Genomic DNA, 19,271 nt, shown 5'->3' on the forward strand with positions numbered 1-19,271 from the left:
CCGGTCAGCGGCTCACAGCAGCTGCCAGGGCGCCTGCGGCCAGGGCGAGGAACAGCCCAGGGAAGGCGATCGTGCGCAACACCCGCGCCCTGACGTGGGCGATCACCGCCCCGACGTAGAAGAGCACGAGACCGGCACCGGCGGCGATCCCCAGGGGGCGCGCCCCGAGCAGCCCGAGGAGCAGCCCGGCCGCTCCGGCCGCCTTCAGCGCGGCGAGCACGGGGAGCCAGGTGCGCGGTACGCCGACCTCGGCCGAGTTGGCGAGCACGAACGGCGCCCGCACGACGTCGGCGGCGGCGATGCCCGCGTTGGCCAGCACGGCCGCGCAGGTGAGGGTCACATCGGTGATGTCCATGTCTCCACCCTCACCGGACGCTCGCCATGCCGTCCAATACCAGCATCTATAACTCACAGGAATGGCTAATCTGCGGGAATGGACATCGACACGCGTCTGCTGCGCTCGTTCCTCGTGGTCGCCGAGGAGGGCAGCCTCACCCGTGCCGCCGAGCGCGTGTTCGTGTCCCAGCCGGCGCTGACCAAGCAGATCCGGCAGCTGGAGAACCAGCTCGGCGTGCGGCTCTTCGACCGCTCCCACGCCGGGATGGCACTGACCGACGCGGGGCGTGAACTGGCCAGCCGCACCCCGCAGTTGCTCGCCTCCTGGGACGGCGCCCTGCGGGCCGCGCGGGCGGCCGGCCGACAGTCCGCGCGGGTGCTGCGGGTCGGTTTCGTGGCCAGCGCGGCCAACGAGGCGACCCAGGACGTCGTCGCCGAGTTCGCCCGCCGGCGGCCCGGCTGGCGGGCCGAGCTGCGGCAGGCGTCCTGGACGAACCCGAGCGCGGGGCTGGCCGACGGCGAGGTGGACGCGGCACTGCTCCGGCTGCCGTTCCCGGGCCAGGACGCGCTGCGCGTGGAGGTGCTCTTCCGTGAGGCGCGCTGGGTGGCGCTGCCGAGCGGGCATCCGCTGGCAGGGCGCCGCGAGATCGCCTTCCGGGAACTGTGGGACGAGCCGTTCGTCGCCGCTCCGGAGCAGACCGGGGCATGGCGCGACCACTGGCTGGCCGCCGGTGAACGGGAGGGCCGGCCGGTCCGGATCGGCGCGGTCACCGAGCAGCCCGACGACTGGCTGAGCGCCATCGCGAGCGGCTACGGCATCGCCCTCGCGCCCGAGTCCGCCGCGCGCTTCTACGCCCGCCCCGGCGTGGTCTACCGGCCGGTCACGGGGGTGAGTCCGACCCGGGTGGGCGTGGCCTGGGCGCCGGCCGACGCCCGGAATCCGGTCGTACGGGACTTCGTGCGCTGCTGCCTCGACCTCGCGCGCACACCATGAACCGTGCGGCGAGCGGGAGTCAGTGCTTCCTGCCGTTCTCGCCCAGCTTCTCCACGAGGCCCTGCGCCTTGTCGACGGCCGTGTCGATCTTGTCGCTGTGCCGGCCGTCGGTGCGGTCGTCGATGAAGTCACCGACCTTCTCCAGACCACCGGCGATCTTGTCGCCGTGCTCCTCGGCGATGTCCTCGACCTTGTCCTTGAGCTTCTTCAGGTCGTCGAAGTCGAACATGTGCGGTTCCCCTCGCTCAGGATGTCCCCGGCCGCCTGGACGGACCCGGACCATGATCCCACGCGCCCGGGGCCGGGAAAGGCGGCCTCGGGCGGCGTTCGAGGCATCGGAGGCGGCGCACCGGGAGCAACCGGGAGTCCTGGGCGGCGTGTTGGGGTCCGCGGTGGATCATGCCCGCGCGCCGCCGGCCGCCGCGATCGACTGCTGGGGGCGGGAGATCTCGTGACGCTGGAGTTGCCGCTGCTCCGGTAGCCCTCGGCCGCGAGGATCAAGCAGTACGTGAAGTCGCCGGTGTTGCTCCAGCTGGTGCTGTGGTTGCCACCGGAGCCCAAGGGCATCGAGACCGTACCCTGCGCGCCGGGGCGGTACCGGGCAGGGCCAGTCCGGCCGCGGCGCCGAGCAGCAGCGCGCGGGCGGCCCTGGGCGAAGGCCGGAGAGCTGCGGGAAACTCAGGGAAGAGAGGTCACGGCGGCCTGGGTCGCGCTGCGCGCCGCCGGGTCAGGGGCGCGGCCGCCGCGGACGGCGCCCCCCCTGGACTCGGCCGCCGGATTCGTCCGGGGCCACGAGAAGCGGTACGCCGTGGACAGCGTGCCGGCCCGTGCCGCCGGGGTCTTCGACGCAGCGGGCCTGATCGCCGCTGTCCGGGCCGCCGCCGGCACCGGCCGCGTGGACCCAGGCGCGGTGGCCCACCGGCTGCGGCGGCGGGCCGATCTCCCCCGGCCGGTAACCAGCAGGTCAAGGCCGCCTGAACTCCCCCCGGTCACATCCGTCGCCCGGTATCCGTCAGTGGAGCGGAGGACGGAGAGCGGACCGGGCGGGAGGCCGTAGGCGTGGATGTGTACGAGGCGGTGACGAGCCGACGGGCGGTGCGGGCCTTCACGGACGAGCCGGTTCCGCGTGCGGTGCTGGAACGGGTCCTGGCCGCCGCCGCGCGCTCGCCCTCGGGCGGCAACCTCCAGCCGTGGCACGTCTACGTGCTCACCGGTGCCCCGCTGGCGGAGCTGCGGAAACGCACCGCCGAGCGGGTCGCCGCCGGTGATCCCGGTGACGAGCGCGCGTACCGGATGTATCCGCCGGACCCGAAGGCGCCGTACAGGCAGCGCCGGTCGGAGGCGGCCGCCCAGCGTTTCGGGGCGCTCGGGATCCGGCGCGAGGACGCGGCGGCCCGCCGGGCGGCGGTCGCCGCCAACTGGCGCTGTTTCGGCGCCCCTTGTCTCCTGCTGTGCTACATCGACCGCGTCATGGGCGCGCCGCAGTGGGCCGACCTCGGGATGTATCTCCAGACGGTGATGGTGTTGCTGCGGGCCGAGGGGCTGCACAGCTGTGCGCAGATGGCCTGGTCGGTGTACCACCGCACGGTCGCCGAGGTCGTCGCGCCGGCGGAGGACCTGATCCTGTTCGCGGGCCTGTCGATCGGCCACGAGGACGCGTCGGTGCCGTACGCCCGCATCGACCGGGCTCCGCTCGCGCAGACGGTGACGTTCCTGGACGACGACGGGCCGGCGCCGCCCGCTCGCCGGGCCCGCTCCTGAGTACGCGCGGGCGCGTTGCACGAGCCGCGCCCCCGCCCGGAGCTTACGGTTTCCCTCAATGTGACCGACCGTCAGCACAGGTGACGGAGAGGAGTCGTGAGCGGTGGAGGGCGATGCGGGCCGGCGGGCGGCACAGCCGGGCGGACGGCGGCGGGCGGGGAGCGTGCTGGGCAGCCGGCCCGGATACACGGTGCGCCTGCCGGCCTCCGTGCGCTCCCGGCCGGAGCCGGTGGCCGAGTGGACCGTGCCGTGGCTGCGGGTCGCCGCGGCCTACGCCTGGCGGCTCATCCTCGTCGGCATCGTCGTCTACGGCGTCTTCAGCGTCCTCGGCAGCTTCGAGCTCATCGCGGTGGCCCTCTTCCTCGCACTGATCGTGACCTCGGTACTGCGCCCGCTGACGGATCTGCTCGACCGGGTGCTGCCGCGTCCGCTGGCCGTCGCCGTCGCGCTGGTGGGCAGCACACTGGTCCTGCTGGCGCTGCTCGCCCTGGTGGGCAACGCGGTGGCGGGCGAGTCGGGGCGGCTGGCGGGCGAGTTCCGGGGCGGTGTGCACCGGATCGAGCAGTGGTTGCGGCGGCCGCCGTTCCGGCTGAGTCCCGGCCGGCTGTCCGATGTGCAGAGCCAGGTGACGCACTACCTCTCCACCCACCGCTCGGCCCTGTTCAGCAACGCCGTCAGCGGGCTGACCCGGGCGGTGGAGGTGGTCACCGGGGGCGCGCTCGCGCTGTTCGCCTCGGTGTTCTTCATCCACTCCGGCGAGCACCTCTGGGGCTGGATGCGGGACGAGCTGCTGCCGAGCGCCGCCCGCCCCGCCTGGGACCGGGCGGGGCGGGCGGCCTGGCGGGCCTTCGCGGGATACACGCGCGGCATCATCATCGTGGCCGCCACCAACGCCGTACTCGTCGGGATCGCACTGCTCGTGCTGCGGGTGCCGCTGGCGCTGCCGCTCACCCTGCTGGAGTTCTTCGCCGCGTTCGTGCCGCTGGTCGGGTCGCCGGTGGCGCTGGCCGTCGCCACGGTCGTCGCGCTCGCGGGACGCGGACCGCTCACGGCCGCGGCCGTCCTGGCACTGATCGTGGTGATCGGCCAGCTGGAGGGGCATGTGCTGCATCCGCTCGTGATGAGCTGGGCGGTCCGGCTGCATCCGCTGGTCGTCGCCGTGTCGGTCATCGCGGGGAGCATCGTCGCGGGAGTGATCGGCGCGGTCGTGGCCGTCCCGCTGGTCTCGGTCGTCTGGGCGGTACTGCGGGCGCTGCGCGCGGTGCCGCCGCCCGGCCCGGCCCGCCCGTGACGCACGGGATGTACCGGCGATCGAACACGGGATCAGTTGTTCGCTGGAACAGGTGATCGTCGCTCAGGAGATCGCCGGAGCGGCAGTGACACAACCATACTTACGGTGTGCGAACGACGGGCTGCAGACCGTGGTCGACGCACAGGTCCCACTTTCGGAAACACCGCAAGGAGCAGTACGACCATGAACCTTCTCACCGACATCCTCGCCGGACTCGCCCACTTCGTCGGGTGGCTGGTCTGACGCCACGAGGCGTGTGAAGAAGCGCGGCGCCGTCTCCTCGTCCCAAGGAGGCGGCGCCGCCGTCGTGTTGTCGCACAGCTACGCGCGCAGCGGGCGGTTCCTGGCCGGCGCTGGTTCGCGCACCTCGAACACGGCCTGGCCGACGGACAGGGTGCCGTCGGTGAGCGGGCGGCAGCGCACTCCCCATCGCCGCGCAGGGCACGCTGGACACCGGGGCCGAGGGCGGTGTTCATCCAGGCACGGGGCCGGGCCGCGCTGCACACCGCCAGTCCCACGGGTCCGCCGCCGCGGCGAGGACGACGGTCGCGCCGCCGCAGGCGTCGATGTCGACACCGCGCAGCAGGATGTTGCGCCGGGTGCGGAGCAAGTCCGGCTCGTACGGCCCGAGTCGGGGGATCCGTTCGGTGGCCGTGAGGGTGATCGAGGCGTTGCGGTGGGCCGGGTGGTTGACGTACCGGTCGACGAGAGGCCCGGCCGTGCGCGCACCTCGGCTGTCGTCACAGGTCGCCCGGCGGCAGCTCGGGCGGTCCGTCGCCGGGCCGGTCCGCGAGCGGTGCGCCGGGGAGACCAGCAGCTGAAGGATCTGCATGCGCTCCGCACACCGAGCGTACGGTCCGGTCCGCGTACGGTGAGCCGGTGCCGCCCGGCACGGACACCATGACGATCAGGCTCAGCCCCGGCCCGCAGGCCCAGTCGACGCGGGCGGCTCGCACGGCCGGGACGACCGCCATGGCGAGGGCGGTTCCGGGCAGGGAGAGCAGACCCGCGCCGCGTCGGACCCGGATCCGGGAATTCCCCCATCCGAATGAGGCGCGCATATCGGGCACGGCGAGGGGCAGTGACGATCACGTTGTCGTCACCCCCGAAAGGACCGCGTACATGCGCCTTCGTACCGCCCTGGCCTGCGCCGTCGGCTCCCTGGCTCTGATCGTGACCCTGCCGACGTCGGCCTTCGCGGCGACCGGATCCTTCCAGTACTCGTACACCGGCCTCGACGGCGCCCGGCACGTCGAGAACCTGACCGACCCGCCGAGCGGGGAGTGCCTCAACCTCCCCGGGACGGCCGGGGAGCCCGGCTACGCGCCGAAGAACCGGACGGACGCCACCGCCATCGTCTTCCTCGACCCGGACTGCGAAGGCGACACCTACTACGTCATGAACCCCGGCAAGGTCCTGGGCGACCGTCTCAAGCTCCGCTCGGTCGTCTTCTCCTGATCCGACCGATCCGCCTGATCACGGTTCGGCGGACCGTGCCGTGGCGGGGGTGGGTCCGACCCGCCCCCGCAGCGGCAACAGCCATGAGAATGCGGTCAGTTCGGTGTCAGAGTCCGCTCACCCCTTCGCGAGGACCTTCACCCGGTCGGTGGAGCCGTTGAACCGGTCGCGGTCCCCGACGGTCTTCCCGGTCGAGGTGTACTGCCACATCGTGTGTGTCTTCCAGCCCGCGGGCAGCGTTCCGGCGCTCGACGCGTATCGGGCGATCCACAGCGGGTTGTTCGCCGCGAAGCCGCCGTAGTTCCCGGTGCACTCGGTCCACCAGTTGGTCGCCGTGTAGATGACGGCGTGGCGTCCCGTGCGGGACTTGTACCGGTTCAGGAAGTCGCGGATCCAACTGACCATCGCGCTCTTGGACTTGCCGTAGCAGTCGTCGCCGTACGGGTTCCACTCGATGTCGAGCGCGCCGGGCAGGGTCTTGCCGTCCTTGGACCAGCCGCCGCCGTGGCCGATGAAGTAGTCGGCCTGAGCGGCGCCGCCGGAGGAGTCCGGGGTCGCGAAGTGGTACGCGCCCCGGATCATGCCGGTGCTGTACGGACCGTTGTACTGCTGGGTGAAGGAGGGGTTCCGGTAGCTCGTCCCCTCGGTGGCCTTGGTGTACGCCCATCTGACCCCGCCACTCCACAGGGTGGACCAGGCCACGTTGCCCTGGTAGCTGGAGACGTCCACCCCCTCGGTCTGGGTCGCGCGGGGCACGGACGACGAGTCGTCCGTGTTGCCGTCGCCTGCGTCGGGGGTGCTGCCGTCGTGGGCGAGGACGCCCATGCCCATGTACGCGGTGCCGCGCGGCGGCACGTAGGGGGCCGGCGCGGACAGCGCCGATGGGACGGACGCACACAGGAGAAGGCCGGTCAGGGCCCCTGCTAGGGCCGGACGGGTCAGGCTGCGCTGGAAGAGGATGGAGGTTCGCACGTCTGTCATCTGACACGCAGTCGGGCGGCCCCGCACGCCGGAAGCCGCCCAACACGGCCATCCCGGGCCTTGCTTGGTCCATACGGGTGGCCCGACGGTCGTACGGCGGGCGGTCGCGGAGGTGGCCCGAGCTGCCTCCGCGACCGCTCGCCGCGGGACCGGTCACGGCCGGCCGTCGCCGGCTGCCGTCGGCCGTCGAGCCGTCGTCAGCCGTCGATGCGGTGCTGCGTCCAGAAGGACGTCAGGTCGGTGCTGGTGGCCGCCTGGGCCGCCGCCTTGAACTCGGCCGTGGTCGACACGCCGTACCAGTGCGCGCTCGCGTAGTCCTTGAGCAGCTTCGTCATCGCGGTGTCGCCGAGGACGCGGCGCAGGTCGTGCAGGGCGCACTTGCCGTAGCCGTAGACGACGGTGGAGTAGCGCGAGGAGTGCGCGTCCCAGTAGGCCATGGAGTTGGTGATCTTCTCGTCGGACGAGGCCCAGGAGACGCTGTTCCAGCAGTTGCTGCCGGTCTTGCCGAGGGCGAGGTCGGTGGCGTAGTCGGTGAACGCCTCGTCCAGCCAGGGACTGTTGTACTCGTCGTCGCCGACGATGCCGTACCACCACTGGTGCCCGATCTCATGGGTGAGCGCGGTGCTGCTGACCACGTCCAGGACGAACCCCGGATACTCCATGCCGCCGAACCAGTAGTTGTTGTCGAGCACGGCGTCCAGCTCGCCGTAGGGGTAGGCGCCGAATCGGCCCGCGTGGGCGTCCACGGCGCTCTTCGCGGTGCCGAGCATGGACTGGGCGTCGGCGGAGCTGATACCCGAGACGGAGTAGACGTTCACCGCGACACCCGCGTTCGAGGTGCCGGAGATCCTGGTGAAGGGTCCGGCGGCCCAGGCGAAGTCACGCACCGCGGACGCCGTCGCCGTCGTCACCGTACGGCCGCCCGCGCCGGGGGTGTCGGTGGACGTGCCGGTGGCCGGGACCAGCAGGCCGCTGGGGTGGTCCAGGGTCACCTTGAAGTCGGCGGCCAGGGAGTAGAAGGACTCGCCGTTGTTCGTGTACGGATCCAGGTGCCAGCCGGAGCTGTCGCGGACGGCGAGGACGGGCAGGGCGTTGCCGATGAAGCTGTAGGCGCCGTCGTGGCCGAAGCGGTCGGCGCCGCTGGGCACCGTGATGCCGAGGTCGAAGCCGATGGTGGCGCTCCGGCCCTGGGCGAGGGGGGCCGGCAGGTCGACCTTGAGGGCGGTGCAGCCCACGGTGGGCGCCTGCGCGGTGCCGCCGGTGACGCCCGTGACCTGGATCGGCATGGCGTCGCACGTGCCGTGGTAGTTGTCCCACAGGCGCAGGTAGACCTCGTTCAGCGCGGTGGCCGAGGCGTTGGTGAAGGTCACGCTCTCGTGCCCGGTCCACTGGGTGCCGGTCGTGTCGCTGCTGAGGTTCACGGTGTACGACGGCGCGGCCGGGGTGCGGGTGGAGTCGCCCGGCGGCGCGGTGCCGCCGGAGGTGTCGAGCGCGACGTCGTCCAGCACGAAGCTGGTCTGGAGGCTGGAGTCCTCGGTGCCGGTGAAGGAGAGGGTGACGGTCTGCCCGGCGTACGCCGACACGTCGATCGACTTCTTCACGTACCCGGTGTTCTTGTCGAGGTTCGAGTACGTGGCCAGCGTCGTGCCGCCGATCCTGGCCGTCAGCTTGTCGTAGGCGACGGACGACGTGGTCTCGGCGGTGTCGATGTGCAGCCAGAAGGTGAGGGTGGCCTTGTCGCACCCGGCCGGGACGGTGACGCGTTGGCTCAGGCTGTCGGTGCGGGTGCTGCCGGTGCCGTCCAGCCAGGCGTAGGAGCTGCCGCCGTGGGCGGTCTGGCCGGAGCGGCTGGTGATCGTGCCGGCCGGGGACGCCGTCCACGACGATGTGCCGTTCTCGAAGCCGCCGTTGCCGACCACCTGTGCCGGAGTGCAGGCGGCGGCCCGGTGCGGGGCCGGCTGGGCTGCGGCGGCGGGGCTTGCGGGGAGGACGAAGACGGCCAGCGCGGCGACGGCGAGCGCACCGGCGCCGAGGGCCTTGTGGGGGGTCGGTCTCACACGCTACTCCTTTGCGGCGGCCGGGATCCCGGCCTGCTCGATGGCGGCCGGCCGGCTGGGGTGCGCCGGCGCGGCCGCGGAGGGGCGAACCCTCGAACTGTCGAAGCGTCGAACCGCCAAAAGACTGTCAGATTTGACCCGACCATGCCAGAAGGCGGGGCCGGGTGGCGTCGGGACGTCCCGGATCAGGCCGTGCGCACCGTCACGAACAGCGCCGACAGCCGGGTGCCGTCCGGCGCCTGCCAGCCACGGGCCACATGGCCGAGGGCGTCCTCGGGGGGCAGCGGCGGGCGCTCCTGCGGGACGGGGGTCAGGACCCGGTGCACCTGGAGGACCGTGCCGTGCGGCGCGGGCAGGCGGGTGCCGCGCTCGTCGTCGACCGGGGCGGGCGTGAAGCCGTCCAGAGCGAAGGGGGCTCCGGTGCGGGACCGGGCCACCTCGTGGTCGGGGGTGTCGTCGATACTCTGGGCCTGCGCCTGGGCCCGGCCGTCGATGAGCTTCAGGAGCTCGGCGGCCAGCACCGGGTCGTGGCAGCCGTCGTAGGCCCAGCGCCTGCCCAGCACACCGTGCTCCATCGTGCCGACGAGCGCGTGCTCCGCGCCCGCCAGCGGTGCGCCGCGGTACGACAACGGGACGAGGTAGGCGGTCGGTTCGGGGGTGGAGGTGTCCGTGGCCACCATGAACTCGATGCCGACCGCGCCCTCCGGGTCGTCCAGCCGGAAGCCGCCGGACCTGGTCAGCACCGGGGCACCCGGACCGCCGCGGTACCAGGGGCGGGAGGGCAGCCAGTCGGTGAGCAGCTCCAGCTTCGTGGGCTTGAGCGTGGTGTGGTGGATGATGGCCATGAGGCGCCTCTCCTCCGTCGCGCGGTCGCTGTCCCTCGCAGCTTCGCACATCGTTCCCGCAGGTCACCCCCCGGGCTCTGCCAACGCCGGCGTCAACCCCGACCAGGGATTGGGAAGTTCGCCCGTCACCGGTCCGCACACCGCCGCGCCGCGTTCGTGCGCGGTCCGTACGGCGAGCGGGACGAGGGACTCGGGGACGCCGTAGACGAGATGACAGAACCGCTGCGGCGGCCGGCGGCCCGTCCAGGCCGGCCGGGTGAACGCCCCGACGTAGGTGGACCAGTGTCCTTCGAAGGTGACGGTGAGGTCGGCGAGGCGGGTGTAGCCGGAGGCCGGGTGGACGCCCGGGTTCAGGACGACGGTGGTCGCGCCCAGCCGCCGGATCTCCCGCACCAGCCGGCGGCAGGCGGGCAGGCCCTCGCGGACGGCGGTCACCCGGTCGAGGAAGCAGCCGTCGGCGGCGTACCAGGCCAGGTGCCGGCGCACGTCCTCGGTGATCCGGTCCCGGTCCCGGACGCCGTAGTCGGTGTCGACGTACCCGAGCAGCCGGGCGCCGGCCGCCCGCAGGGACCCGGCGACGACCGTGAACGCGGGGTCCGGGGCGGCCCCCGGCCCGTCGGCCGGGTTGAGGACGACCGCGTAGGTGCGGGCGGCCGCGGCGATCAGCCGGTGCCAGGCGCCGGGGTCCTCGGCCGGGTGCACGTACAGCGGGATCAGCAGGCTCATGGCACCGGTCCGCTGTCCGCCGTGGCCGCCCACAGCGCGTCGAGGGCGTCGGTCAGGCCGTGGAGGGGGCGCCAGCCGAGGGCACGCTCGGCGGCGCCGATGTCGGAGCACTGCCAGGACACCGGGGCGGAGCGCGCCGATCCGTTCACGCCCTCATCCAACTTCCCCTGAAACACGGATCGTTCGATCAGACCGATTACCAACTCCCGTACGGGTAGGGCTGATCCGCCGCCGACATTGAGCAGGGGCGGCAGGGGGCCGGGCGTGGTGACGGCGAGGGCGACGGCCCGGGCGACGTCGCGTACGTCCACGAAGTCACGGTGGGCGGACAGGTCGCCGAGCCGCAGCACCGCCTCGGGGCTCCGCCCGGCCGAGCGGAGCAGCGAGACCGTCCGGCCGGGCAGGCTCGCCACCGGCGCGCCGGGGCCCACCGGGTTGCCTACGCGGAGCACCACCGCGTCCAGCGCGGAGGTGGTGACGGCGACGGTGCCCGCGAGCTTGGTGGCGCCGTAGGGGGTGACCGGGCAGGCCGGCGCCGACTCGGTGACCGGGGTGCCCATGGTCCCCGGCCCGTACTCGGCGGCCGAGCCCAGATGCACCAGGCGCGCGGTGGGTGCCGCCTCGCGCAGTGCGGCACACAGCGCGGCCGGGCCACGGGCGTTGGCCTCGGCCAGGGTCACCGGGTCGCCGCCGGTGGCGCCCGCGCAGTTGACCACGGCGTCGGGCGCTGCCGCCGCGAGGGTCTTCGCGAGCCGTTCGGGCGGGTCGGCGGCGAGGTCGATGCCGTAGTCGGCGTCGCGGGAGCGGCCGACTGCGAGCAGCCGCGCGCCGGGCAGGGTGCCCAGTCGCGCGGCCACGTGGCGGCCCAGGTATCCGGTGCCGCCCAGGACGAGAATGCGCATGCGGTACTCAGGCTCCCTTGAGCAGCAGGGACTTGCGGCTGGTGAACTCGGCGTTGGCCCGGTCGTAGTCGTCCGGGCGGCCGATGTCCAGCCAGTAGCCCTCGAACTCGTAGGCGTGCGGCGGGTTCTGGCCGCGCAGGAGATCGAGGACGAGTTCGTCGAAGCCGAGCGGCAGGCCCGCCGTGTAGCCGTCGAGGGTGGTGCGGCTGAGGCCGTAGACGCCCATGGAGACGCGGTAGTCCATGCTGGGCTTCTCGGTGAACGCGACGACCTTGCTCGCGTCGGTGGTGAGGACGCCGAAGTCGATGTGCACCTTGCGGGCGTACGTGGCGATGGTCAGCGGCGCCCCGGACGCGCCGTGCCGGCGCAGGACGTCGGCGAAGTCGAGGTCGGTGAGGACGTCGCCGTTCATCACCAGGAAGGTGTCGGGCAGCCGTTCTCTGAGGTGGAGCAGTGGGCCGAGGGTGCCGAGCGGGCTCTCCTCGGTGGCGTAGTCGACGGCCATGCCCCACTGGGAGCCGTCGCCGACGTATGCCCGGATGATCTCGCCGAGGTGGCCGATCGCGAGGGTGCAGCGGGTGAAGCCGGCCGCCGAGAGCTGGCGCAGCACGATCTCCAGGATGGCATGCTGGTCGCCGATCGGGACGAGCGGCTTGGGCAGTGCGGTGGTGTAGGGCCGCAGCCGGACGCCCTTGCCTCCGGCCAGGATCACTGCGTGCATGGGGCTTCTCCTTCGAAGCGGACGTGACGTGCCGGACGGGTCAGATGTTGTAGATGCCGGTCTTGTAGCGGGCCAGGTTGGCCGGGTCGCGGAAGAACTCCACGGTGTGCGCGAGCCCCTGCTCCAGGGTGTGGGCCGGCTGCCAGCCGGTGGCCCGGGTGAGCCGTCCGGCGTCGGCGACCAGCCGCATCACCTCGGAGTGCGCGGGGCGGATGCGGGCCGGGTCGGCGCGCACGTCGAGGGCGGTGTCCATGACCTTGCCGATGAGCGCGACCAGGTCGCCGACGGAGATCTCGCCGCCCGTACCGGCGTTGAAGGTCCGGCCGACGACCTGCTCGGCGGCGGCGGTGCCGACGGCGAGGAAGGCCTGGGCGGTGTCCTCGACGAAGGTGAAGTCGCGGGTGGGCCGCAGATCGCCGAGGGTGATGGTCCGTTCCCCCGCCGCGACCTGGCCGATCACGGCAGGGATGACCGCGCGCATCGACTGGCGCGGCCCGAAGGTGTTGAACGGCCGCAGCGTCACGACCGGCGTGCCGAAGCTCGCGTGGTAGCTGTCCGCCAGCCGGTCCCCGCCGGCCTTCGAAGCGGCGTACGGGGACTGGGTGTTGATGGGGTGGTCCTCGGTGATGGGCACGGTCTGCGCGGTGCCGTAGGTCTCGCTGGTGGAGGTGTGCACGAGCCGGGGTGTGCCGAGTGCCCGTACGGCCTCCAGGACGTTGAGGGTGCCGGTGACGTTGGTCTCGACGTAGCTGTGCGGGGCCCGGTAGGAGTACGGGATCGCGATCAGCGCGGCCAGGTGGTAGGCGGCGTCGGCCCCTTCGAGCAGGGCGCGGACCGAGCCGGGGTCCCGGACGTCGCCGAGGACGATGTCGACGTGGTCGAGGACGTCCGGGGCGAGGGTCTCCAGCCAGCCGTAGGAGGAGAAGGAGTTGTACTGGGCCATGGCTCTGACCCGGTGCCCGCGGGCGACGAGGGCCTCGGTGAGGTGGGAGCCGATGAAGCCCTCGGCTCCGGTGACTGCGGCGAGCGGTGCGGAGGTCAACTGGTCAGCCTTTCAGGAGAGTTGACGGTGTCAGGCGTGCCGGGCGGGGCGGCCGAGCAGCCGCAGGGCGTACCCGGCGAGACACAGGGCCGCGGCGCCGCAGCACAGCGGGAGGGCGGCCGGGCCCGGTGGCAGGTGCAGCAGCGTCACCGCACCGGCGCCCGCCGCGGCGGCCAGGGACACGGCGGCCGGCGGCCAGGCGGCGCCGAACGCCTGGAGGAGCAGGGCGGTCCACAGGGTGGCCGCGATCAGGAGCAGCGGGGCCGGTGCGGCACCGGTGAGCCGGGCGGCGGGCAGCAGCGGCAGGAGATAGCCGAGCAGGCACAGGGCGAGGACGCCGGCCGAGCGCAGCAGGAACCCGGCCGGCGTGGCGGTGGCGCGCAGGGCCGCGACGGCGAGGCCCCGGTAGCGGTACAGCAGCCATTCGGCGGGCCCCATGCTCAGGGTGAGCGCGATCAGCGCGTACGGCGCCTGCCGTCCTTCGAGCAGTACGAGCACACCCGCGGCCAGCCCGAACAGCCCGTACGGCAGGGAGGCGAGCAGCCGGGGCCGTGGGGCGTCGGGGGCGGCGGGCGCCCCGTGGGCGGTGCGCAGGGCGTGGGCGGTCACCACGAGTGCGGCCAGCAGCGCGAGCAGGGGCAGGGCGAGGCGCAGCGTCCTGCCGGGCTCCCACCAGGGCAGCACGGCGGCGCCCGCGACGAGCGGGGTGAGTGCGGCGAGCAGGTGGCGTTCCCGGGCCAGCACCAGCAGGACGCCCGCCGCCGCGAGGTACAGCGACTGGGCGGCCGTCGCGAGGAGCGGCGCCGGGTGGCCGCCGGTGAGCGGGACGGCGGTGGCCGTGGCGCACGCTGCGCCCAGGGGTGCGCCGGTGAGCAGGGTGCGGGCCGCCTCGCGGCGGCCGGTCGCCATCCGGACGTACGCCCGGTGGCCGAGCGCCTGCCCCCAGGCCCAGGACGCCAGGCCCGCGACGACGAGCGCGGCGGTGTGCCGGCCGGGGTGCCACAGGGGCGCGGTGAGCGGATAGGCCAGTCCCGGCAGGGCGAACAGCAGTCCGCGCAGCAGGCAGCGCAGGTGGTCGGGGCGCCAGGGGTCGGCGGGCCGCTCGGGTTCGGGGAAGGTGCGGGGCACCTGGTCGTAGAGGGCGGCGGCGAGGGAGAAGAGGTCCGGGTGGCCGTACTGGTGTGTGATCTGGTCGCCGGTCAGGCCCTCGGCCTCCAGCAGGGCAGCCACCTCGTAGGGGTGGACGGCGGGGCCGATGCGGTCGGCGAGGTCGGCGGCGAGCCGGCTGACGGCGTCCCGCGCGGGCGGGTGCGGGTCGCGGGGGCGGGCGGCGGTGCCGGCCAGCCGCAGGACGAGGGTGTCCTGGCCGGTGCCGTCGGGTCCGAGGGCCATGGGTCCGCTCATCCGGCCAGGCTCCCCGTGCGGGCCGGTATCGGCTCTGCGGGCAACGGCCTTTCCCGTGTAGGTAGTTCGAGGTATATGGCGCGAAAGGTGTCGATGGTCCGGCGCAGGGTGAACTGCTCGATCACCCGCAGTCGGGCCGCCTCTCCCATCCGTCCGCGCCGCTCGGGGTCGCCCAGGAGTTCCAGGGCCGCGGCGGCCATCCGGGCGGGGTCGCGCGGCGGGACGACGAGCCCGGTGTCGCCGACGGCCTCGCGTACCCCGCCGACGTCGGTGGAGACGGTCGCCCGGCCGCAGGACATGGCTTCGATGAGGGTGAACGGAAAGCCCTCGCTGATGCTGGAGAGCATCACGACGTTCCCGGCCGCGTAGGCGTCCTTGATGTCGTCGACCCGGCCCTCGAAGGTGACGGCGTCCGCGTGCCCCAGGCCGGCCGCGAGTGCCTCGCAGCGTCCCCGGTACGGCTCGCCGCCGCGCGGTGTGCCGCCGAACAGCCGCAGCCGGGCCTCGGGCATCTCGGCCCGGACCAGGGCGAAGGCCCGTATCAGGGTCTCCAGGTCCTTGATGGGGTCCACCCGGCCGGCCCAGCTCAGGGTCGGGACGCCGGGCTCGGGTCCGGCCGGTGGGAAGGCGGCGGGGTCCACGCCGTTGTAGACGGTGCGGATGGCCTGCGGATCGGCGCCGCCCCGCTCCTCCCAGAGCCGGTTGTAGCGGTTGCCCGGGGTGATCAGTGCGGCCCGGCGGTAGCTCTCCTCGGCGAGCAGCCGGAAGAAGCCGAGGACGACGGCCTTGACCGGCCAGCGGTAGGGGGCGGTGCGGTAGCCGAGGTAGCGCTCGCGCAGATAGACGCCGTGCTCGGTGAGCAGCAGCGGGACGTCGTCCCGTGCCAGTGCGGCGAGGCCGGGCAGGACGGCGACCCCGCCGCTGACCGCGTGGGCCACGCCGTGCGCGGGCGGTGGTGCGGCGAGCGGGCGCAGGGCGTGTTCGAGCAGGGCGGTGGCGGTGACCGCGTCGTGCAGGGTGGGCCGGGCCTCGCGGACGGCGAGGCCGGGCCGGTTCCACACCGCGGCGAGGACGCTCACGGCACGGTCGCCACGCAGGAACGGGCTCAGCGTGCCGTCGGCCGCGGCCCGGGCCATGGCGTACAGCGCGGGCCCGAACTGGTCCTCGGCGTGCGGGTCGAGCAGTGCGGTCAGGAGGCGTTCGTGGGCGGCGGCGAGCCGGCGCAGGGCGCGGCCCCGGGGCGGGCGGCCCTGGGGCGGGGCGCCCCACATGGGGACGGAGCGCACCTGGCGGACCTGGGCGGGCAGGTCCCAGACGACGGGCTCGCGGCCGGTGCCGGTGACGGCGATGACGTCGAAGTCGAGGTCGGGCATGCCCTGGACGAGCTGGTCGCACCAGACGCTGACGCCGCCGTGACTGTGCGGGTAGGTGCCTTCGGTGAGCAGGGTGACGCGCGCCGCGCCGGGGCGGCGCGCGCCGTGCTGAACGTGCATCGACTGTGCTCCACGGCCGAGGTGTGGGGTGGTCGTGCGGGTCCCTGCGGGCGGCCGGGACCCGGGCTGGTCCGGCGGCTGTCGCCGGACCGGCCCTCTGCGCGGTGTGCCGTTCAGCTCTTCGGTGCGGCGGGGACCTGCCGGTTCAGGCCGGCCGGAACCCTGGTGCGCGGCGCCGGAGCGGTGGGCCGTGCGCCGGAGTGCGCGGTGTGGGCCGGGGCGGCGGCGGACGACGGCAGGGTGAAGGTGAGCGCGGTACCGGCGGAGGGCGTCCAGCCGGACACCTCGCCGGCGTAGGCGGTGCCGAAGGCGCCGGTGCCGACGGTCGTACCGGTGGGCAGGGTCGCGGTGACGTCGGTGCCGTTCGGCGCCTGTACGGTGACGGCGCCGCCGATGCGGTAGGCGGTGACCTGCCCGGCGTCGAGGGCACTCTTCCAGGCGGACCGGCGCTGGAGTTCGGCGCCGATGTCCTTCATCCGCAGGTTCACCAGCGGGGTGTTGTCCGCGAACAGGGCGTCGCAGCCGTCCAGTACGCCGTTCAGGACCGGGTAGGCGATGCGGTCCTCGGCGAGGTTGGACTGGTGGATGAAGTGCGGCTCGGGGTCGTTGGACAGCACGTGACCGAGGGCGATGCGGGTCTCCAGCGGCACGATGTGGTCCTGGTAGCCGGTGCCGGTGTCCAGCGGGGCCGGCAGACAGGTGGTGGTCGCCGGGTCGTCCTCGCACAGGCCGCTGCCGCCCTGGGCGCGGCTGGTGTAGAGCCAGTTGTACTCGTCGACCTCTTCGGCGGCGTGGCCCGCGTTGTAGAAGACGTTCATCGGATGGCGGGGGACGGTGACGGCCGGTCCGACCTGGCGCTGGCCGGGGTCGCGGGAGGCGTCAGAGGCGAGCCACCGCACACCGCTGTCGGCGAGCGCGGGCGCCAGGTCTGGGTTGTCGTCGGGCTGCTGCGGCAGGATGCGCAGTCCGGAGTGCTCGCCGGTGACCAACTCGCCGTTGTCGAGCGGGAGTCCGGCGGCCTGGGCCCAGGCGCGGTTGCCCGCGATCTCGTCGTCGATGGTCTGGCGGCTGACCCACCGGGTGCTGCCGTCGGGGTTCGTCGCGCACGTCCACGGCACGACGGTGGTGTTCTGCTCGCAGCCGAGGAAGGCGTGCGTGTAGGTGTGGTTGACCCAGCGGAACTGGTTCCGGTCGGCGATGAGCCGGTCGGCGAGCTGGTCGACGCCGTTGTCGTCCGCGCGCTGGTCGACGCTGCCGGAGCCGTTGAAGACCAGGTCGAGGGTAAAGTGGCGGCTCTGCTCCCAGGCGGTGGCGTAGTCGACGTCGGCCGCCGTCATGCGGATCGGGTTGGGCGTGCCGGACTGGTTGGTGCAGTCGACGTCGCCGGGTGTGCAGTTGAGCTGCGTGTCCCAGCGGTCGTCGGAGAGGAACACGTCGTCCACGTGCACGGCGAAGTAGTTCCGGGAGGCGCCGAGGTGCACCCCGCCGGTCATCCATTCCACGATGCCGCGGGACAGCAGCCGGAACTGCTCCTGGTACTGGTTGTAGACGAAGGTGACGACCAGCTCCCGGCGCCCGTCGTGCCGGTACTCGCCGATCAGCGAGCCCTGGGTGCCGGTGCCGGGGATGGGGGCCTGGACGTACGGGGTGAAGTCGGCGCCGGGTGCGGGCGTCGACAGGTAGGCGTAACTCTCGCTCACGGAGGGCGAGTTGTCCTCGAACGGCACCGCGCCCTTGAGGTAGCCGAACGGCCCTGCCCGGCCCGCGTCGGTGACCGAAGCCTGCACGCCGTCGATGCTGCCGGAGTAGCCGCCGGAGGTCGGGACGTTGAGGCCCGCCTGGGGCCGGGCGTAGGTGTAGGCGTCGACCTGCGGGATCGCGTAGGTCTGCTCGTAGGAGGCGAGGGCGGCCATCTCGGTGCTGCCGGCGGCGAACGGGTTGTCGTCGGGCAGGACGACGGCCTGGAACTTGGCCCGGGGCCGGCCGTCGACGGTGTCGGCGAGGAAGCCGGCGTCGATGACCTGCCGGGTGGCGCTGGTCAGGTCGACCGTGGTGTACGGCGTTCCGGTGGAGTCGAGTTCGGCGGCGATGGCGTCGGTGGCCGGACCACCGTCGCTCACCACCAGGACTCTGAGATCGATGCGCGGCGCGGTGGTGTCGGCCTGCGCCGGGCCGGCCTGGAGGCCGAGCGCGGCGATCAGCGCGCCCACCGTCAGAGCGGTGGTGCGGATGGTGCGCTTCATGCGGTGAAGTCCCCTCCCCCGGGCAGGGGCGAGCACGGCTCCGCAGAGCGGACCCACCCCCTTGCGTGACGCCGGCATCCCCCTCAGAAGCCGGTCGTCGCCGCATCCGTCGCGTCACATGGTGATGGCCGTGTGTAGCTTTTGTGGTGGAGTTACGAAACCTGACGAAAAAGTGCAGGTATTGAAGGGCGGTTGGAGGCAACCCGGAATGCCGCTTTCCCGTCCCGACCCAGGGAGGCTCGCGCCGCCCGGAGGGCTCCGGCCGCTGGTCCGGCCCAGCACGACGCCCGGCGGACCGTGGTGGTCCGCCGGGCGAGGTGAGTGCCGTGGGCGGCGTGCGGGGCGTTTCGCGCCGAGTCGGTTCCGGTCACCCGCGGCGCGGAACCGGGAGGTCCGTCAGGCGCACAGCACGCGGGTCCCGGGCGTGTAGACCGGCCCGCCGCTGGTGTTGGCGCCGTCGCTGAACTCGGCGTAGTAGTACGAGTAGAAGCCGATGTTGCCGTTGCAGCCGGAGTCGGCGGCGACCTGGAGGGTCAGCGTGACGGTGCGGCTCTGGCCGGGCGGGATGGTGGCGCCGTAGTCGGCGCCGAGGTTGTTCGGTCCGGTGCCGGAACACGCGGTGCCACCGGTGGCGGTGGCCAGGCTGCACCCGGTGAAGCTGTACTTCAGGTCGGGACGCTGCGTGGTCAGCCAGGTCGGGTCGATGGTCTGGTACACGAACAGGACGTCGTAGGTCTTGTTGTTCGTGAGCGTCATCGACAGCTTCACCGTGCCGCCCGGAGTGGTGGTGGCGCTGTCGGCGGTGAAGGTGAGCGCGGCCGGCGCCGTATCGGCACCGGCGCCGGGGGCGAACCCGAAGAGGGCGAGGACGAAGGCGAGGACGGCGGTGAGACCGAGGCGTCTCGGCAGAGGTGATCGCATGGCCCGGGAGGCTAGGCACGCACTCGGTGCACCGTCTGCCCCGCCGTCACTACCCCGGGCTCCGCCCGGCCGAAAGTGATGGCCATGTGAAGGAGT

18 protein-coding genes are annotated in these 19,271 nt (G+C 73.1%); 4 read left to right on the forward strand and 14 right to left on the reverse strand.

The genetic code is table 11. The annotated features are described in order from the left end of the window. Window positions 1-4: 4 nt before the first annotated feature. Window positions 5-355: a DoxX family protein gene (locus BIV25_RS32600; RefSeq protein WP_071376086.1), complete on the reverse strand. Its 351-nt coding sequence runs from the start codon at window positions 353-355 to the stop codon at window positions 5-7. A gap of 78 nt (window positions 356-433) precedes the next feature. Between BIV25_RS32600 and BIV25_RS32605 the strand changes: the two genes are divergently transcribed. Beyond that, window positions 434-1,330, forward strand: coding sequence for a LysR family transcriptional regulator (locus tag BIV25_RS32605; protein WP_071376087.1), 897 nt, complete (start codon window positions 434-436; stop codon window positions 1,328-1,330). 19 nt (window positions 1,331-1,349) lie between these two features. On the opposite strand, the gene BIV25_RS32610 is transcribed toward BIV25_RS32605, so the two are convergent. Next, window positions 1,350-1,559, reverse strand: coding sequence for an antitoxin (locus BIV25_RS32610; protein ID WP_071376088.1), 210 nt, complete (start codon window positions 1,557-1,559; stop codon window positions 1,350-1,352). Between the two features lie 830 nt (window positions 1,560-2,389). Between BIV25_RS32610 and BIV25_RS32620 the strand changes: the two genes are divergently transcribed. Then, window positions 2,390-3,091, forward strand: coding sequence for a nitroreductase (locus BIV25_RS32620; RefSeq protein ID WP_071376090.1), 702 nt, complete (start codon window positions 2,390-2,392; stop codon window positions 3,089-3,091). Between the two features lie 103 nt (window positions 3,092-3,194). Further along, window positions 3,195-4,382 carry an AI-2E family transporter gene (locus BIV25_RS32625; RefSeq protein WP_071376091.1) on the forward strand — a complete coding sequence of 396 codons (1,188 nt, stop codon included), beginning with the start codon at window positions 3,195-3,197 and terminating at the stop codon, window positions 4,380-4,382. Between the two features lie 472 nt (window positions 4,383-4,854). On the opposite strand, the gene BIV25_RS32630 is transcribed toward BIV25_RS32625, so the two are convergent. After that, the gene (locus BIV25_RS32630; protein WP_256256427.1) at window positions 4,855-5,214 is read right to left on the reverse strand and encodes a hypothetical protein; all 360 of its coding nucleotides are present in this window, start codon (window positions 5,212-5,214) and stop codon (window positions 4,855-4,857) included. 290 nt (window positions 5,215-5,504) lie between these two features. Between BIV25_RS32630 and BIV25_RS32635 the strand changes: the two genes are divergently transcribed. Next, on the forward strand, window positions 5,505-5,840 hold the full coding sequence (locus BIV25_RS32635) for a hypothetical protein (protein ID WP_071376092.1): 336 nt from the start codon (window positions 5,505-5,507) through the stop codon (window positions 5,838-5,840). Window positions 5,841-5,957: 117 nt separating this feature from the next. Here the strand turns inward: BIV25_RS32635 and BIV25_RS32640 are convergent, their stop codons facing one another. The 11 genes from BIV25_RS32640 to BIV25_RS32690 form a co-directional block, all read right to left on the reverse strand. Beyond that, window positions 5,958-6,821: a lysozyme gene (locus tag BIV25_RS32640; protein WP_079177028.1), complete on the reverse strand. Its 864-nt coding sequence runs from the start codon at window positions 6,819-6,821 to the stop codon at window positions 5,958-5,960. A 197-nt stretch (window positions 6,822-7,018) separates the two neighbouring features. Continuing rightward, entirely contained in the window at window positions 7,019-8,878 is a 1,860-nt protein-coding gene (locus BIV25_RS32645) for a M1 family aminopeptidase (protein ID WP_071376093.1), read from the reverse strand. 185 nt (window positions 8,879-9,063) lie between these two features. Continuing rightward, window positions 9,064-9,723, reverse strand: coding sequence for a 1,4-alpha-glucan branching protein (locus tag BIV25_RS32650; RefSeq protein WP_071376094.1), 660 nt, complete (start codon window positions 9,721-9,723; stop codon window positions 9,064-9,066). A gap of 63 nt (window positions 9,724-9,786) precedes the next feature. Continuing rightward, on the reverse strand, window positions 9,787-10,449 hold the full coding sequence (locus BIV25_RS32655; RefSeq protein ID WP_071376172.1) for a spherulation-specific family 4 protein: 663 nt from the start codon (window positions 10,447-10,449) through the stop codon (window positions 9,787-9,789). Further along, the gene (locus BIV25_RS32660) at window positions 10,446-11,351 is read right to left on the reverse strand and encodes an NAD(P)-dependent oxidoreductase (protein WP_071376095.1); all 906 of its coding nucleotides are present in this window, start codon (window positions 11,349-11,351) and stop codon (window positions 10,446-10,448) included. The genes BIV25_RS32655 and BIV25_RS32660 overlap by 4 nt, the downstream gene beginning before the upstream one ends. A 7-nt stretch (window positions 11,352-11,358) precedes the next feature. Continuing rightward, window positions 11,359-12,072 carry a nucleotidyltransferase family protein gene (locus BIV25_RS32665; RefSeq protein WP_071376096.1) on the reverse strand — a complete coding sequence of 238 codons (714 nt, stop codon included), beginning with the start codon at window positions 12,070-12,072 and terminating at the stop codon, window positions 11,359-11,361. A 40-nt stretch (window positions 12,073-12,112) separates the two neighbouring features. Continuing rightward, the gene (locus BIV25_RS32670) at window positions 12,113-13,114 is read right to left on the reverse strand and encodes a GDP-mannose 4,6-dehydratase (protein WP_071376097.1); all 1,002 of its coding nucleotides are present in this window, start codon (window positions 13,112-13,114) and stop codon (window positions 12,113-12,115) included. Between the two features lie 30 nt (window positions 13,115-13,144). Continuing rightward, window positions 13,145-14,518 carry a hypothetical protein gene (locus tag BIV25_RS32675; protein ID WP_071376098.1) on the reverse strand — a complete coding sequence of 458 codons (1,374 nt, stop codon included), beginning with the start codon at window positions 14,516-14,518 and terminating at the stop codon, window positions 13,145-13,147. Then, window positions 14,515-16,011, reverse strand: coding sequence for a GT4 family glycosyltransferase PelF (gene pelF, locus BIV25_RS32680; protein ID WP_071376099.1), 1,497 nt, complete (start codon window positions 16,009-16,011; stop codon window positions 14,515-14,517). Before pelF ends, BIV25_RS32675 begins: the two co-directional genes overlap by 4 nt. Window positions 16,012-16,124: 113 nt before the next feature. Then, the gene (locus BIV25_RS32685) at window positions 16,125-18,254 is read right to left on the reverse strand and encodes a hypothetical protein (protein ID WP_071376100.1); all 2,130 of its coding nucleotides are present in this window, start codon (window positions 18,252-18,254) and stop codon (window positions 16,125-16,127) included. 396 nt (window positions 18,255-18,650) lie between these two features. Further along, window positions 18,651-19,175 (reverse strand): hypothetical protein, encoded by a 525-nt coding sequence (locus BIV25_RS32690; RefSeq protein WP_071376101.1) that lies wholly within the window; start codon window positions 19,173-19,175, stop codon window positions 18,651-18,653. Window positions 19,176-19,271: the final 96 nt, after the last annotated feature.

Origin of the sequence: Streptomyces sp. MUSC 14, assembly GCF_001866675.1 — a bacterium.
GTDB lineage: Bacteria > Actinomycetota > Actinomycetes > Streptomycetales > Streptomycetaceae > Streptomyces.

Excerpts from the sequence above, each read along its gene's own strand:
- BIV25_RS32600 (WP_071376086.1), bottom strand. The coding sequence starts at position 355 with ATGGACATCACCGATGTGACCCTCACCTGCGCGGCCGTGCTGGCCAAC.
- BIV25_RS32605 (WP_071376087.1), top strand. The coding sequence starts at position 434 with ATGGACATCGACACGCGTCTGCTGCGCTCGTTCCTCGTGGTCGCCGAG.
- BIV25_RS32610 (WP_071376088.1), bottom strand. The coding sequence starts at position 1,559 with ATGTTCGACTTCGACGACCTGAAGAAGCTCAAGGACAAGGTCGAGGAC.
- BIV25_RS32630 (WP_256256427.1), bottom strand. The coding sequence starts at position 5,214 with ATGCAGATCCTTCAGCTGCTGGTCTCCCCGGCGCACCGCTCGCGGACC.
- BIV25_RS32635 (WP_071376092.1), top strand. The coding sequence starts at position 5,505 with ATGCGCCTTCGTACCGCCCTGGCCTGCGCCGTCGGCTCCCTGGCTCTG.
- BIV25_RS32640 (WP_079177028.1), bottom strand. The coding sequence starts at position 6,821 with ATGACAGACGTGCGAACCTCCATCCTCTTCCAGCGCAGCCTGACCCGT.
- BIV25_RS32650 (WP_071376094.1), bottom strand. The coding sequence starts at position 9,723 with ATGGCCATCATCCACCACACCACGCTCAAGCCCACGAAGCTGGAGCTG.
- BIV25_RS32655 (WP_071376172.1), bottom strand. The coding sequence starts at position 10,449 with ATGAGCCTGCTGATCCCGCTGTACGTGCACCCGGCCGAGGACCCCGGC.
- BIV25_RS32660 (WP_071376095.1), bottom strand. The coding sequence starts at position 11,351 with ATGCGCATTCTCGTCCTGGGCGGCACCGGATACCTGGGCCGCCACGTG.
- BIV25_RS32665 (WP_071376096.1), bottom strand. The coding sequence starts at position 12,072 with ATGCACGCAGTGATCCTGGCCGGAGGCAAGGGCGTCCGGCTGCGGCCC.
- BIV25_RS32675 (WP_071376098.1), bottom strand. The coding sequence starts at position 14,518 with ATGAGCGGACCCATGGCCCTCGGACCCGACGGCACCGGCCAGGACACC.
- pelF (WP_071376099.1), bottom strand. The coding sequence starts at position 16,011 with ATGCACGTTCAGCACGGCGCGCGCCGCCCCGGCGCGGCGCGCGTCACC.
- BIV25_RS32685 (WP_071376100.1), bottom strand. The coding sequence starts at position 18,254 with ATGAAGCGCACCATCCGCACCACCGCTCTGACGGTGGGCGCGCTGATC.
- BIV25_RS32690 (WP_071376101.1), bottom strand. The coding sequence starts at position 19,175 with ATGCGATCACCTCTGCCGAGACGCCTCGGTCTCACCGCCGTCCTCGCC.